The 14,015-nt window shown below is 72.1% G+C and carries 13 protein-coding genes and 2 pseudogenes; 12 read left to right on the top strand and 3 right to left on the bottom strand.

The features are described from left to right. The first annotated feature begins 205 nt into the window (after positions 1-205). The 3 genes from A4E84_RS04710 (at position 206) to A4E84_RS04700 (ending at position 3,015) form a co-directional block, all read left to right on the top strand. Positions 206-2,104: a CASTOR/POLLUX-related putative ion channel gene (locus A4E84_RS04710; protein ID WP_062925325.1), complete on the top strand. Its 1,899-nt coding sequence runs from the start codon at positions 206-208 to the stop codon at positions 2,102-2,104. Between the two features lie 156 nt (positions 2,105-2,260). Further along, positions 2,261-2,431 (top strand): DUF5670 family protein, encoded by a 171-nt coding sequence (locus A4E84_RS04705; protein WP_062925324.1) that lies wholly within the window; start codon positions 2,261-2,263, stop codon positions 2,429-2,431. Positions 2,432-2,523: 92 nt separating this feature from the next. Further along, positions 2,524-3,015: a hemerythrin domain-containing protein gene (locus A4E84_RS04700; RefSeq protein ID WP_062925323.1), complete on the top strand. Its 492-nt coding sequence runs from the start codon at positions 2,524-2,526 to the stop codon at positions 3,013-3,015. A 77-nt stretch (positions 3,016-3,092) separates the two neighbouring features. Here A4E84_RS04700 and A4E84_RS45450 read toward each other — a convergent pair. After that, positions 3,093-3,179, bottom strand: a pseudogene (locus A4E84_RS45450) (hypothetical protein); the annotation flags it as partial. A 255-nt stretch (positions 3,180-3,434) separates the two neighbouring features. Between A4E84_RS45450 and A4E84_RS04695 the strand changes: the two are divergent. The 8 genes and pseudogenes from A4E84_RS04695 to A4E84_RS42045 all read left to right on the top strand — a co-directional run. Then, the gene (locus A4E84_RS04695) at positions 3,435-4,550 is read left to right on the top strand and encodes a Gfo/Idh/MocA family protein (protein ID WP_062925322.1); all 1,116 of its coding nucleotides are present in this window, start codon (positions 3,435-3,437) and stop codon (positions 4,548-4,550) included. Further along, complete coding sequence (locus A4E84_RS04690; RefSeq protein ID WP_062925321.1) at positions 4,547-5,470, top strand: DUF6807 domain-containing protein; 924 nt, start codon at positions 4,547-4,549, stop codon at positions 5,468-5,470. The genes A4E84_RS04695 and A4E84_RS04690 overlap by 4 nt, the downstream gene beginning before the upstream one ends. Then, positions 5,464-6,228 carry a cupin domain-containing protein gene (locus A4E84_RS04685; protein WP_062925320.1) on the top strand — a complete coding sequence of 255 codons (765 nt, stop codon included), beginning with the start codon at positions 5,464-5,466 and terminating at the stop codon, positions 6,226-6,228. The genes A4E84_RS04690 and A4E84_RS04685 overlap by 7 nt, the downstream gene beginning before the upstream one ends. A 110-nt stretch (positions 6,229-6,338) precedes the next feature. Continuing rightward, the gene (locus A4E84_RS04680; RefSeq protein ID WP_062925319.1) at positions 6,339-7,622 is read left to right on the top strand and encodes an ABC transporter substrate-binding protein; all 1,284 of its coding nucleotides are present in this window, start codon (positions 6,339-6,341) and stop codon (positions 7,620-7,622) included. Then, positions 7,619-8,557, top strand: a complete 939-nt coding sequence (locus tag A4E84_RS04675) for a carbohydrate ABC transporter permease (protein WP_062925318.1) — start codon at positions 7,619-7,621, stop codon at positions 8,555-8,557. Before A4E84_RS04680 ends, A4E84_RS04675 begins: the two co-directional genes overlap by 4 nt. Continuing rightward, positions 8,554-9,414: a carbohydrate ABC transporter permease gene (locus A4E84_RS04670; RefSeq protein ID WP_062925317.1), complete on the top strand. Its 861-nt coding sequence runs from the start codon at positions 8,554-8,556 to the stop codon at positions 9,412-9,414. The genes A4E84_RS04675 and A4E84_RS04670 overlap by 4 nt, the downstream gene beginning before the upstream one ends. A 5-nt stretch (positions 9,415-9,419) precedes the next feature. After that, complete coding sequence (locus A4E84_RS42050) at positions 9,420-10,013, top strand: hypothetical protein (protein WP_062925316.1); 594 nt, start codon at positions 9,420-9,422, stop codon at positions 10,011-10,013. Positions 10,014-10,045: 32 nt separating this feature from the next. Beyond that, positions 10,046-10,198 (top strand): annotated as a pseudogene (locus A4E84_RS42045) (phospholipase A2); the annotation flags it as partial. Between the two features lie 60 nt (positions 10,199-10,258). On the opposite strand, the gene A4E84_RS04660 reads toward A4E84_RS42045, so the two are convergent. Further along, complete coding sequence (locus A4E84_RS04660; protein WP_062925315.1) at positions 10,259-10,960, bottom strand: phosphatase PAP2 family protein; 702 nt, start codon at positions 10,958-10,960, stop codon at positions 10,259-10,261. Positions 10,961-11,096: 136 nt separating this feature from the next. Here A4E84_RS04660 and A4E84_RS04655 point away from each other — a divergent pair, with 136 nt between their 5' ends. After that, positions 11,097-11,753, top strand: a complete 657-nt coding sequence (locus A4E84_RS04655; protein ID WP_062925314.1) for a class I SAM-dependent methyltransferase — start codon at positions 11,097-11,099, stop codon at positions 11,751-11,753. 12 nt (positions 11,754-11,765) lie between these two features. On the opposite strand, the gene A4E84_RS04650 is transcribed toward A4E84_RS04655, so the two are convergent. Then, positions 11,766-14,015, bottom strand: coding sequence for a heavy metal translocating P-type ATPase (locus A4E84_RS04650; protein ID WP_062925313.1), 2,250 nt, complete (start codon positions 14,013-14,015; stop codon positions 11,766-11,768).

Raw genomic sequence — 14,015 nt, 5'->3', positions numbered from 1 at the left:
GTCAGAGCAGGTTCTCCGCCGTCGGTGCCCGCAGGCAACCCGAAGGAATGAATGCGGAGCGAACCGCGTCCGCCACCGCGATCGAGCCCGCACACTGCGACATGCGGATGCACATCCGTGCTCCCCGGCCGTCGCCGCACCCGGCGCATCGCGTGCGGGGCGCCGACCGGCCGCGCGAAGAGTGCGGGCGACGGAGGGGGGAAGGGTGGGGCAGCGGCGCGCTCCGTGGGGTGACCGGGCCCGTTACTGGTTCGACAGCACGCTGGCCCGCGGTGCCTCGGCGATCGTCGGCTGGATGGCGCTGCTGTGTCTGGCCGTCGTCGTCCCGGCCAGCGCGGTGGTGGTGTGGACCGACCCGGACGCGCCGGAGTCGCTGCCCGACCGGCTGGCGGCGGTGTGGCACCTCACCGGCGAGACCCTCCGGCTGGGCGGCGCGACGGGTGCGCCGCTGCGCGTGACGATGTCGGTGCTGCTCGCCCTGGTCGCCCTGCTGTACGTCTCGACGCTCGTCGGCCTGATCACGACGGCGCTCACGGAGCGGCTCACCGCGTTGCGACGGGGCCGCTCCACCGTGCTGGAACACGGGCACGTCGTGGTCCTGGGCTGGTCGGAGCAGGTCTTCACAGTGGTGAGCGAACTGGTGGCCGCCAACGCCAACCAGCGGCGCGCGGCGGTGGCAGTGCTGGCCGACCGGGACAAGACCGCCATGGAGGAGGCCCTGAGCACCAAGGTGGGCCCCGTCGGCCGTACGCGGCTGATCTGCCGCAGCGGCCCCACCACCGACCCGGCGGTGCTCACCCTGACCAGCCCTGCGACGGCAGGCGTTGTGCTGGTCCTGCCGCGTGACGAGCCGGACGCCGATGCCGAGGTGGTCAAGACGCTGCTGGCGCTGCGGGCTGCCCTGCCCGGGGAAGGCGTTCCCCCGCCCGTCGTGGCAGCCGTCCGGGACGACCGCTACCGGCTGGCCGCCTCACTCGCCGCCGGACCGGGCGGCATCGTGCTGGAGAGCGACACCGTCACCGCCCGGCTGATCGTCCAGGCCGCCCGCCGCCCCGGGCTCTCGCTCGTCCACCAGGAGCTCCTCGACTTCGCCGGCGACGAGTTCTACCTGGTCACCGAACCGACCCTGACCGGACGTCCGTTCGGGGACGCGCTGCTGTCCTACCCGACGTCGAGCGTCGTCGGGATCGTGCGCGGCGAGACCCCACTGCTCAACCCGCCGCCCCAGACGCCCCTCGCCGAGGACGACCTGCTCGTCGTCATCTCCCGGGACGACGACACGGTCTGGCCGGCCGACTGCGCGGACTCGGTCGAGAAGGCGGCGATGGCGTCCGGCCCCGTGACCCCGGCACGGCCCGAGCGGATCCTCCTGCTGGGCTGGAACCGCCGAGCTCCGCTCATGGTCGACCAGTTGCGCCGCCGGGCCCGGCCCGGATCGGCGGTCGACGTGGTGGCGGACGGCGGTGAGGAGACGGTCCGGGGGGTGAGCGAGGCCGACGCGCACCACGGCACCGACCTGCGCCTGACCCTGTACCCCGGCGACGTCACGAGTCCGGAGACCCTGCGGGGTCTGGACGTGCACTCCTACGACAGCGTGATCGTGCTCGGCCAGGACCCCGCTCCCGGGCAGCCGCCGGACGAGCCCGACAACCGCACGCTCGTCACCCTCCTGCTGCTGCGCCGGCTGGAGGAAGCCTCCGGACGCGAACTCCCCGTCGTCACGGAACTGGTCGACGACCGCAACCGGGCACTGGCACCCCTGGGCCCCGGAGCAGACGTGATCATCAGCGGCAAGCTCATCGGCCTGCTGATGGCGCAGATCTCCCAGAACCGGCACCTCGCAGCGGTGTTCGAGGAACTGTTCTCCGCCGACGGCACCGGCATCCGCCTGCGGCCGGCCGGCGACTACGTGCTGCCCGGCTGTGAGACGACCTTCGCCACGGTCGTGGCCGCGGCGCGGCAGCGCGGTGAGTGCGCCATCGGCTACCGGAGCCACGACGACGCGTCGACGAGTCCGGGTTATGGCGTGCGGATCAACCCGCCCAAAACCGGGCGACGCAGATGGACGGCCGACGACGAGGTGATCGTCGTGGGCAGGGACTGAGACGGCTCCTCCATGGTGCTGATCGCCTTGAGCACGCCCCCGGAGGCGCCGGGCCAAAAGTGTTCCAAGTGCCCGTGATCCATGTGAAGAAACATTGAAATTCGTCTGTGTGTTCGCTTACTGGCGGGGCAATCGGAGGAGCGGAGGTTGATAACTATGGTTCCCCTGCTTCTCGTCCTGCTGCTGGCCCTGGTCCTTTTCGGTGCGGGCTTCGCACTGAAGGCCCTGTGGTGGATCGCGGTAATCGTGCTGGTCCTGTGGCTGCTCGGCTTTGTGATGCGTACCGCGGACAGCGGTGGCCGTAAGGGCCGCTGGTATCGCTGGTAGACAGGCAGGCCGTCGCCTGTGGCGAGCAAAGCGTCAGGAATGGGGTAAACGAGAGTGGCCCGATTCTCTCCTAGGAAAGGCGTTCCTTTTCCATGGCCGACAAACAAGACGTCGTAGAACTCATTCTTCAGGACCACCGGCGCATGGAAGACCTCTTCCGGCGGATGCGCAGCGTCGAGGACGACCGGGCGGGTGCCTTGCGGGAGTTCGCGGACCTGCTGATCGCGCATGCGCAGGCCGAGGAGGCCGAGGTCTACCCGGCGCTGAAGCGGTACAAGAACATCGATGACGAAGAGGTCGAGCACGGCGAGCACGAGCACGACGAGGGCAACGAGGCCCTCCTGGAGCTCCTGCAGGTCGAGGAGGTCGGCTCCGAGGAGTGGGACTCCAAGCTCGAAGAGCTGGTGGAGGCCGTCACCCACCACGCCGACGAGGAGGAGCGCACCATCCTCAACGGCGCGCGGGAGAACGTGGCGATGGAGCGCCGGGAGGAGCTCGGCCGGGCGTTCGTGCAGGAGCGTGAGCGTCAGCTGAAGGCAGGCTGCGGCTCCGTGGAGAACGTGCGCAAGATCGTCGAGTCCTGACTCGACCATGCCGGCCCTGATGGCCACCGCTCGCGGGCGGTGACCATCAGGGCCGGTTGCCGTCGCGGACAGCACACTCAGCCGGTGCCGGCCGCCGCGCAGCCGATGTCCCGTGCGGGCAGCCGCCCCGTGGCGAGGTACGCGTTGACCGCGTCGTCGGTACACGGCGGCCCGCCGTCCGATCACTCCGACTGACAGCCGGTTCGTGGTGGGGCGGGCACCGGCGGCGAGGCGGGGGAATGCCGTTTCCGTGGTGGGGGCAGCAACCCGAAACTCCGCCCCAAGCTGGGACAATGCTCGGGAAGACCTTGTGCAGGTCGCCGCAGGGGGGTTGTCCAGACATTCTCTCGCGCCTAGGGTCCCTGCTGAGTGCAAGCGCTTTCCAAGCGCGTGTCCGCAGGCTGTCCGAGGAGCGCCGCATGTCGTTGTCCCCCACCCGCCGCCGCGTGGCCGTCGTCGGCACCGGAGCCATCGTCGGCGGCAGCCATCTGCCCGCGCTGCGAGCCCACTCCGACCGGGTGGAACTGGTGGCCGCCGTCGACGTGGACCAGGAGCGCCTCGACGCCTTCCGCGAGCTGGCCGGTGAGCAGGTCGCCGGGTACACCTCGATGGACGCGATGCTGGACGCCGTACGCCCCGACCTGGTCCTGATCGGGACGCCGCCCTCCCTGCACCGCGACCAGACGGTGGCCGCGCTGAAGGCGGGCGCCTGGGTGCTGTGCGAGAAGCCGCTGACCCTGTCGCTCGCCGAGTACGACGAGATCGCCGCGGCCGAGGAGGCCTCCGGCGCCTACGCGGCCGTCGTCTTCCAGCACCGCTACGGCTCCGGCGCCGTGCACGCCCGCGAGCTGATCACCAGAGGTGAGCTGGGCGCCCCGCTGGTCGCGCACTGCCAGACGACCTGGCACCGGGACGCCGCGTACTACGCGGTGCCGTGGCGCGGGAAGTGGGCCAGCGAGGGCGGCGGGCCGACCATGGGCCACGGCATCCACCAGTACGACCTCCTCCTGCACCTGCTCGGCGAGTGGGAGGAGATCCGGGCCATGGCCGCGCGCCTGGTCCACGACACCGAGAGCGAGGACGTCTCCACCGCCCTGGTGCGCTTCCGCAGCGGCGCCCTCGCGACCGTCGTCAACAGCGTGCTCTCCCCGGACGAGGTGAGCCGCATCCGCATCGACTGCGCGGACGCCACGGTCGAGCTCACCCACCTGTACGGCCACGGCAACGACAGCTGGGCCTACACGCCGGCCCCGCACGTGGCCTCCGAGCGCGCCACGGCCTGGCGCACCCCCGCGGCCGACGTGCCCAGCTCGCACACCGCCCAGCTGGGGACACTCCTCGACGCGTACGACAACGGCACCCGGCCCCCGGGCAGCGGCCGCGACGCCCGCGCCACCCTGGAGTTCGCCGCCGCCCTGTACAAGGCGGCGTTCACCGGCAGCTCCGTGCACGCGGGGGAGATCGGTCCCGGTGACCCCTTCTACGAGGCGATGCACGGCGAGTACCCCGACTGGGCCCCCAAGGAGCGCGCATGACCATCCGCGTCACCCACACGCACGGCGAGAACATCGCCGTCACCGCAGGCGGCACGGAGATCCTCCGCTACGTCTACCGCCCCGACCCGGACCCCTTCGAGTCGCGCAAGCCCTACGCCCACCCGGTGCGCACCCTCTCGGGCCGCACGGTCACCGGCTACCGCCCGAACGACCACCGCTGGCACAAGGGCCTGCAGATGACCGCGAGCCATCTGTCCGGCCAGAACTTCTGGGGCGGCAACTGCTACGTCCACGGCCAGGGTTACCTCCGCCTGCCCGAGCGCGTCGGCTCGATGCGGCACGACGGCTTCGCGGACTTCACCGTCGAGGACGACCGTCTCGCCTTCACCGAGAACCTCACCTGGATCGAGAACGGCGGCGAGGAGTGGGCGCGCGAGGTGCGCGGCCTGACCGTGCACTCGGTGGACGAGGAGGCCGGTTCGTGGGCCCTGGACTGGTCGATCCGCCTCACCAACACCCGTGCCGAACCGCTGGTCTTCGGCTCCCCGACGACAGCGGGCCGTGAGATGGCCGGCTACACCGGACTCCAGTGGCGCGGCCCGCGCGACTTCACCGGCGGCACGGTCTTCGCCCCGGGCACCGACGCCGACGCGGGCAAGCTGATGGGCACCCAGGGCCCGTGGCTCGCCGTCACCACCGAGCACGACGACGTCGACGGCCACTCCACCCTGGTCTTCGCGCACGCGCCCGAGAACCTCGACGAGGCCTCCCCGGTCCACGAGTCGCACTGGTTCGTCCGCTCCGAACCCTTCCCCACGGTCGCGTTCTCATGGGCCTTCTTCGAGGAGTTCGAGCTGCCGCCGGGCGAGTCCTTCGCCTACCGCTACCGGCTGGTGGTCGCCGACGGCGCCTGGGACCGCGACCGGGTCGGCACCCACCTGGAGGGCCTGGCATGGTGAGCGAACCCGGGCAGGCCGGCCCCCCGCACCCGCTGCCCGGCGCGATCGGCCTGTCGCACCTCAGCGCCTACGACTGGGAGGCCGCCGACGGCGTCTGCGGCGGCAGCCCGCACCTGCATCTGGTGTGCACGGAGGCGTACGTCGTCACCGGCGGCCGGGGCGCGGTCCAGACGCTGAGCCCCGACGGCTACCGGGACATCCCCCTCGAAGCAGGCTCGATCGCCTGGTTCACGCCGGGCACCGTGCACCGCATGGTGCAGGGCGGCGATCTGCGCATCACCGTGCTGATGCAGAACAGCGGCCTGCCCGAGGCCGGGGACGCCGTGTTCACCTTCCCGCCCGAGGTGCTCGCCGACCCCGACCGGTATGCCGCGGCGGCTGCCCTGCCGCCCGGCACCGGGCCGGAGACGGCGGCGGCCGCCCGGCGTCGCAGGGACCTCGCCGTCGAGGGCTACCTCGGGCTGCGCGAGGCTCTCGTGAACGGCGACAACGGTCCGTACCTGGAGTTCCAGCGGGCCGCCGCCCGGCTCGTGCGCGACAAGGTGCCCACTTGGCGCGCCCTGTGGCGGGCGGGCGCCCTGGCCACCGCCGAGCGGACCGGCGCCCAGCTCGACGCCCTCGCCGACGGCGAACCCGCCTACCTGGGCAAGGCCACCGCGTACGAGACCGTGCCCACCCGGCTCGGCGGCTTCGGCATGTGCGGCCGGCGTGACGAGTACGCGCTGCCGGGCACCACGCTGCCGCACCAGGAGGAGTAGCAGCAGGGGGCGCGAGGGGAGCGGAGACCCGAGGGGGATCCAAGGGGGATCCGCAGGGGGATCTGAGGGGGGCTCAACCGAAACTCCGTATCGAGGGGAGTGACCTCGGCATGCCCGGAAACAGGACAAAGGGGTTCTGCGCGTCGGCCGTCGCACTGGCACTGTGTGCCGTGCTGGCGGGCTGCGGAGGATCCGGGGAGTCCGCCGGCGGCGGCAAGGTCGTGCTGCGCTACACGTGGTGGGGCAACCCCGACCGCGCGGAACGCACCGAGCGGGCCGTCGCGCTGTTCGAGAAACAGCACCCGGACATCGACGTGGCGACGTCGTTCTCCGGCTACGACGCCTACAAGCAGAAGCTCGCCACCCAGGCCGCCGGCGGTGACGCCCCGGACGTGATGCAGCTGGACTACCGTCAGATCGACCAGTACGCCTCCGGCGGAGTCCTGCTCGACCTCACGCGACAGAAGTCCGTCCTGCGCACCTCCGAGATCGACCCGGGCCTGCTCGCCACCGGCCGCGTCGACGGTGTCCAGTACGCGATCCCGCAGGGCCGCGGCACCGAGACCGTCGCCTACGACGTCCGGACCTGGAAGAACTCGGGCGTCCCGCTGCCCGGCGAGAGCTGGACCTGGAGCCAGTGGGCCGACACCATGCGGGCCCTCGCGAAGAAGACCGGAAAGCCCGGGGCGACCGACCCCGGCCAGAGCGAGGACGCCTTCGAGGTCTGGCTGCGCGGCCAGGGCAAGACCCTCTACTCGAAGGACGGCGGGCTCGGCTTCACCACCGAGGACCTCACCCGCTGGTGGACCTTCACCGACGAGCTGCGTCGCGAGGGCGCCGTCTCGCCCGCCGAGCAGACCACCCAGCTCGACGGCTCCGTGGAGAACACCCCTCTGGGACGCGGAACGTCCGTCACCGACGCCAACTGGGACGCCCCCGCGAGCGGCTTCGTCGCCCTGATACCGACCGGCGTCGCCCTCGCGCCCATGCCGTCCGGCGAGGACGGCACGCCCGGCCAGTACTTCAAGCCGTCCATGTTCCTGGGCGTCTCGGCCGGCACCGGCCACCCCAAGGAGGCGGCTCAGCTCGTCGACTTCATGATCAACGACCGGGAGGCCGCGATGATCCTCGGCGCGAGCCGCGGCATCCCCGTCAACGAGACGATCCGTGCCGAGATCGGCCCGCGGCTCAAGGACTTCGACAAGACCATCGCCGCCTTCCAGGCGTCCCTGGAGGGCAAGCTCAAGGATCCGCCGCAGGCCCCGCCCTCGGGCGACAACGCCCTGCAGAGCACCTTCCAGCGCGACTACGACCAGGTGTCCTACGCGCGCATGTCGCCCCGCGAGGCGGCCGAGAACTACGTCACCGAGGCGAAGGCGGAGCTGAGGTCATGACCACCACCGCGATCCCAGCGGAGGCGAGGAGCGCCCCCGCGACCGCCCCGAAGCGCCGCCCCAAGCGCGAACGCGAGGGCGCCGCCTGGGTGTTCCTCTCACCATGGGTGCTCGGCGCGATCGTCCTGACACTGCTGCCGATGGCCGTGTCGCTGTACCTGTCGTTCACCGACTACGACCTGTTCAACCCGCCCAAGTGGGTGGGCCTGCGCAACTACGTGCAGATGTTCACCGAGGACCCGCGCTACTGGCGTTCGGTCGTGACGACCCTGACGTACGTTCTCGTCGCCGTGCCCCTGCAACTCGCCCTCGCCCTGGTCGTCGCCCTGGCCCTGAAGGGCATGAAGCGCGGCAAGGGCTTCTACCGCTCCGCGTTCTACGCACCGTCCCTGCTCGGCGCGTCGATGTCCATCGCGCTCGTCTGGCGGGCGGTCTTCAACGACGGCGGCACCGTGGACAACCTGCTCGGCACCGGCGGCTGGGTCAACAAGCCCGGCTGGGCACTGCTGGCCGTGGCCCTGCTGACGGTGTGGCAGTTCGGGGCGCCGATGGTCATCTTCCTCGCCGGGCTCCAGCAGATCCCCGCCGAGCTGTACGAGGCGGCGGCGGTCGACGGGGCCGGGAAGTGGCGGCAGTTCCTGTCCGTCACCGTGCCGATGCTGTCCCCGGTGCTCTTCTTCAACCTGGTCCTGCAGACCATCCAGGCCTTCCAGGTGTTCACCCCCGCCTTCGCCGTCAGCGCGGGCAAGGGCGGACCGGCCGACTCGACGCTCGTCTACACCATGTACCTCTACGACCGCGGCTTCGTCGCCTCCCACATGGGCTACGCCTCCGCCATGGCCTGGGTGCTGCTGCTCGTGATCGGCGTCGTCACGGCGGTGCTGTTCCGCACCTCGCGCTCCTGGGTCTTCTACGCCTCCGAGGGGGACCGATGACCTCAACCGCCGTTACGCACAAGCCCGTTCGCTGGGGCCGCGTCGCCCTGCACGTCGGCTGCCTGGCCGCCTTGCTCGTCATGCTGTACCCGCTGGCCTGGCTGCTGGCCACCTCCCTCAAACCGGCCGACGAGGTCATCGCGAGCCTCGACCTGATGCCCAGTCACCTGGAGTGGTCGAACTACAAGACCGCGCTGGACGGCGTCAACGACGTCTCCATCTGGCGGCTGCTCGGCAACTCCCTGCTGATCGCGGGCGGCGCGGTTCTCGGCAACGTCATCAGCTGCTCGCTCGCCGCCTACGCCTTCGCGCGGCTGCGGTTCCGCTTCCGCGGGCCGCTGTTCGCTTTCATGATCGCGACGATCATGCTGCCGCACCACGCGGTGCTGATCCCGCAGTACATCATCTTCAACCAGCTCGGTCTGGTGAACACCTACTGGCCGCTGATCCTGCCGAAGTTCCTCGCCACCGAGGCGTTCTTCGTCTTCCTCATCGTGCAGTTCATGCGCGGCCTGCCGCGCGAGCTGGAGGAGGCGGCCCGCATCGACGGCTGCGGACCCTTCCGCAGCTTCTTCCAGGTCGTCCTGCCGCTCACCCGGCCGGCCCTGATCACCACCGCCATCTTCACGTTCATCTGGACCTGGAACGACTTCTTCACCCAGCTCATCTACCTCTTCGACCCGGACAAGTTCACCCTCACCCTGGCGCTGCGCTCCTTCGTGGACGCCTCCAGCACCTCCGCGTTCGGCCCCATGTTCGCCCTGTCGGTGATCGCGCTGCTGCCGATCGTGCTGTTCTTCCTCGCCTTCCAGCGGTTCCTGGTGGAGGGCATGGCCAGCTCCGGGGTCAAGGGGTGAGCGGGATGCCCCCACGCGAGGCGGGCGAGGTGTTCGGCCCGCGCATGACCCTGTTCGCCGACGTGCTGAGCGTCGGACTCGCCACGGCCGCGGCCAGTCTGCCCCTGGTCACGGTCCCGGCCGCGCTGTCGACGGCGTGCGCCGTGCTGCGCGGGGCGGGACAGGGCCGGCCCGTCACGGCGGGGCGGTACTTCGCCCTGCTGCGGCGCCGGCTGCGCCCGGGCGACCTTGCGGCGGGAGCCGTCGCCCTGGCGGGCCTGCTGCTGCTCGCCGCCGACCTGGCGTTGGCCGGGGCCGGGCTGCCGGGGGCGCCGCTGTTCGCGGTGGCCGCCGCGGTGATCGGCGCGTGCGCGGTGGTGATCGGCCTGCGGGCCTGCGGGCGCCCCGAGTCGCTCACCGACTGGCGTGGGGCGGTGCGCGGGGCGGGCCGGGACGCCGTAACCGACATGGGCGGCAGCGGCCTGGTCCTGCTCGCCGTGGCGACGGCCGCGCTGTGCGCCTGGATGCTGCTGCCGCTGGCCTTCCTCGCCCCCGGGCCGCTGGCCCTGGCGCTCAGCGCCGTGGACGTGCGCCGGTCCACTGCCGGTCCGACTCACTGACCGGCGATTTCAGGGGCAGTTGGGGCTCCTCAAGGGCCGTGGGCACCTTCAGCGCCGACAAGTCCCGGCTCGACAGCGCCTTCTACGAGGACCTCCAGAGGGTCTGTGCTGCGTACAGCGGCGGTACCAAGACCTCCTGCGACGGCACGGCCTGGACGTACTACCAGGCTGTCAGGGCCTACGGCTCGTCCTTGCGGTGGGCGCCGGGCCCGGGGGTGAGTCCCCGCGCCCGGCCGGCCCGCGACTCACCGGCACAGAGCGCCGCCGATGCTGATCCGCGGCCAGGAACGGGCCGCCGTGAGAAGGGCCTGTGTCTTCGCCGAAGGGGTCGCCGCTGCCGCCGCCAGGGCCGCCGCAGCGCTCGCGATGCCCAGGACCGCGCCGGCAGCCACGTCGCCCGGGTAGTGCACGCCCGTGTGGACGCGCGAGTAGCCGACGGCGCTCGCCAGCGCCCCGAGCGGTACCGCCGCGGGCGGCAGGACCACGCCGACGGCGGTGGCGAACGCGACCGCCGACGCCGTGTGCCCCGAGGGGAACGAGGCCGAGGTCGGCATCTTGACGTGCCGGTCCACCGTCACCCGCGCGGCCTCACGGTCGGGCCGCGCCCGGCGCACCAGGCGCTTGCCGAGCAGATTGGCGGAGGCCGATGCCACGGCGATCGCGCCGACGCCGGCCAGGGCGGCCCTGCGTGGCCGCTTCCCGCTCAGGGCCAGGACCGTGGCGATGCCGAACGAGATCTTGGAGTGATCGGCCGCGTGGGACAGGTGGCGCAGCGTCCGGTCCAGAGTCGGCGTGGGAGTGGCGGCCACCGCCGCGTACAGGGCGCCGTCCACGGCCCTGAGATCGCCGAACACGGCGCTCAGGAGCCGGCCGGCTCCGCCGGCGGAGTCCCGGGCGTTCCGGAGCGGACGGGGGGCGTCCGCGTCTGTGATCGTCGGATCGGTCATGTGCTTCTCCCCGCAGTGGCCTTCCCCAGCAAGGTACCGGCTCACGCCCGGCGCACGCTCGGCGCCCCTGCGAGCCGGTACCTGCCGAGTGCCCGGACGGCCGACGGCCACCCCCGTGAGCCGCGACACTGAGCACATGTCACCTCTGCCCCGCCGGGTCCTGCGCGCGCTGGAGCGTTTTCACGCCGCCCGCCCCTGGGACCACAACGCCCACTTCCACCGCTGGATCCTGCGGCAGCTTCCCGGGCGGGCGGGCAGCGCCCTGGACGTGGGATGCGGCACCGGAGACCTGGCCCGGCTGCTGGCCCTGCGGGCGCGGCGGGTGCACGGCATCGACGCCGACCCGCAGATCACGGCCCGGGCGCGGGAGCTGACCTCGACGGCGGCCCCGGTGACGTACACGGCGGCCGACGCGCTGACCGGGCTCGGCGAGCGGTCGTACGACGTCATCACCTGCGTCGCCGCAGTCCACCATCTGCCCTTCGAACGGGCGCTCACGACCTTCCGTGACCATCTGGCCCCCGGCGGCACCCTGGTGATCGTCGGTGTGGCCCGGGAGCGGACGCCCGTCGACCATCTGCTCGGCATCGCGTCGATCCCGCTCAACGTCGTCATGGCGCTGCTGAAGAGCCGGGGCCGCCCCGTGCCCCGGCCGGTCTCGATGACTGCCCGCACCCGTCCGGCGGAGCTGACCTTCACCGAGATCGCGCGCGAGGCCCGGGCCGTCCTTCCCGGCGTCCGCCTGCGCCGCCGTCTGCTCTGGCGCTACACGCTGGTGTGGCGCCGCCGGTGACCCGCCGGCACCTCAGCCGGCGGCCCGGAAGGTGCGCAGTCGCAGCGAGTTGCCGACCACGAAGACCGACGAGAACGCCATGGCCGCCCCGGCGATCATCGGGGTGAGCAGGCCGGCCGCGGCCAGCGGCAGGGCCGCCACGTTGTAGGCGAAGGCCCAGAACAGGTTCGAGCGGATGGTGCCGAGCGTGCGGCGGGCGAGCCGGATGGCGTCCGCCGCGGCCCGCAGGTCGCCGCGGACGAGGGTCAGGTCACCGGCCTCGATCGCGGCGTCCGTGCCGGTGCCCATGGCCAGTCCGAGATCGGCCTGGGCGAGGGCCGCCGCGTCGTTGACGCCGTCGCCGACCATCGCCACCGACCGGCCCTCGGCCTGGAGCCGCTTGACGACGTCGACCTTGTCCTGCGGGAGCACCTCGGCGATGACCTCCTCGATACCCACCTCGCGGGCGACCGACCGGGCCACCGCCGCGTTGTCCCCGGTCAGCAGGATCGGCGTGAGCCCGAGCGCCCGCAGCCGGCCGACCGCCTCCGCGCTCGTGTCCTTCACCGCGTCGGCCACCTCCAGCACCGCACGCGCCGCACCGTCCCAGGCGACCGCGATGGCCGTGCGCCCGGCCTCCTCGGCCGCCGCCCCGGCCCGGGCCAACTCCTCGGGAAGCCCCATCGCCCAGTCGGCCAGCAGCCGCTCCCGGCCGACGAGCACCGCGTGGCCCTCGACGACGCCCTGCACACCGAGCCCGGGCACATTGGCGAAGTCCTCCGGCGCCGGCAGCTCACCCAGCTTCTCCAGCGCCCCGTCGGCGACGGCCCGGGCGATCGGGTGCTCGGAGGAATGCTCCAACGCCCCGGCCAGCCGCAGCACTTCGGCCTCGTCCGTGCCGTCGGCGGTGTGTACGGCCAGCAGGGTCATACGGCCGGTCGTGACCGTGCCGGTCTTGTCCAGCACGACGGTGTCGACCCGGCGCGTGGACTCCAGAACCTCCGGGCCCTTGATGAGGATGCCGAGCTGGGCGCCCCGCCCGGTTCCCACCATCAGCGCGGTCGGCGTGGCCAGCCCCAGGGCGCACGGGCAGGCGATGACGAGGACGGCGACCGCCGCGGTGAAGGCGGCCGTCAGTCCGACGCCGTTGCCCAGCCAGAAGCCCAGCGTGCCCAGCGCGAGGGCGATCACCACCGGCACGAACACGGCGGAGATACGGTCCGCGAGCCGCTGCGCCGCGGCCTTGCCGTTCTGCGCGTCCTCCACGAGCCGGGCCATCCGGGCCAGCTGCGTGTCGGCGCCCACCCGCGTGGCCCGCACGACGAGCCGTCCACCGACGTTGATCGTGGCACCGGTGACCGGGTCGCCCGAGCTCACCTCCACGGGCACGGACTCGCCGGTGAGCATCGAGGCGTCCACGGCGGAGGACCCCTCGATGACCGTCCCGTCCGTCGCGATCTTCTCGCCGGGCCGGACCAGGAAGTGGTCGCCGGCCTTCAAGTCGGTGACGGGAACGGTCTCTTCACGGCCGCCGTCCCGCAGCACCGTGACGTCCTTCGCGCCCAGTTCCAGCAGCGCCCGCAGCGCCGCGCCCGCCTTGCGCTTGGCACGGGCCTCGAAGTAGCGCCCGGCCAGGATGAAGGCGGTCACGCCCGCGGCGGCTTCCAGGTAGATGTTCCCGGCGCCGTCCGTGCGCTCGATGGTCAGCTCGAAGGGGTGCGTCATGCCCGGCGTGCCGGCGGTGCCGAAGAACAACGCCCACAGCGACCACAGGAACGCGGCCGAGGTGCCCACCGAGATCAGCGTGTCCATGGTGGCCGCGCCGTGCCGCGCGTTGGTGAACGCCGCCTTGTGGAAGGGCCACGCCGCGTACGTCACGACGGGCGCGGCCAGGGTGAGCGACAGCCACTGCCAGTACTCGAACTGCAACGCGGGGATCATGGCCATGGCCACGACGGGGACCGACAGCACCACGGCCGTGACCAGTCGCTCGCGCAGCGGCCGCAGCTCGTCCGACTCGGGAGCCTCGGCGGTCCGCTCCGCGGGAGGCGCGGGCTCCTGCGCGGTGTACCCGGTCGCCTCGACGGTGGCGATGAGGTCGCCGACGGAGACGCCGCCGGAGTAGCTGACCTTCGCCTTCTCGGTCGCGTAGTTGACGGTGGCGGTGACCCCGTCCATGCGGTTGAGCTTCTTCTCGACACGCGCCGCGCAGGAGGCGCAGGTCATGCCGCCGATGGAGAGCTCCACCTCGGCGTCCGTGCCGGTCGTCGTACCGGTGCTCAT

It is taken from the genome of Streptomyces qaidamensis, assembly GCF_001611795.1.
GTDB classification, from domain to species: Bacteria; Actinomycetota; Actinomycetes; order Streptomycetales; family Streptomycetaceae; genus Streptomyces; species Streptomyces qaidamensis.
This window is presented reverse-complemented; position numbering and strand designations above follow the sequence as displayed.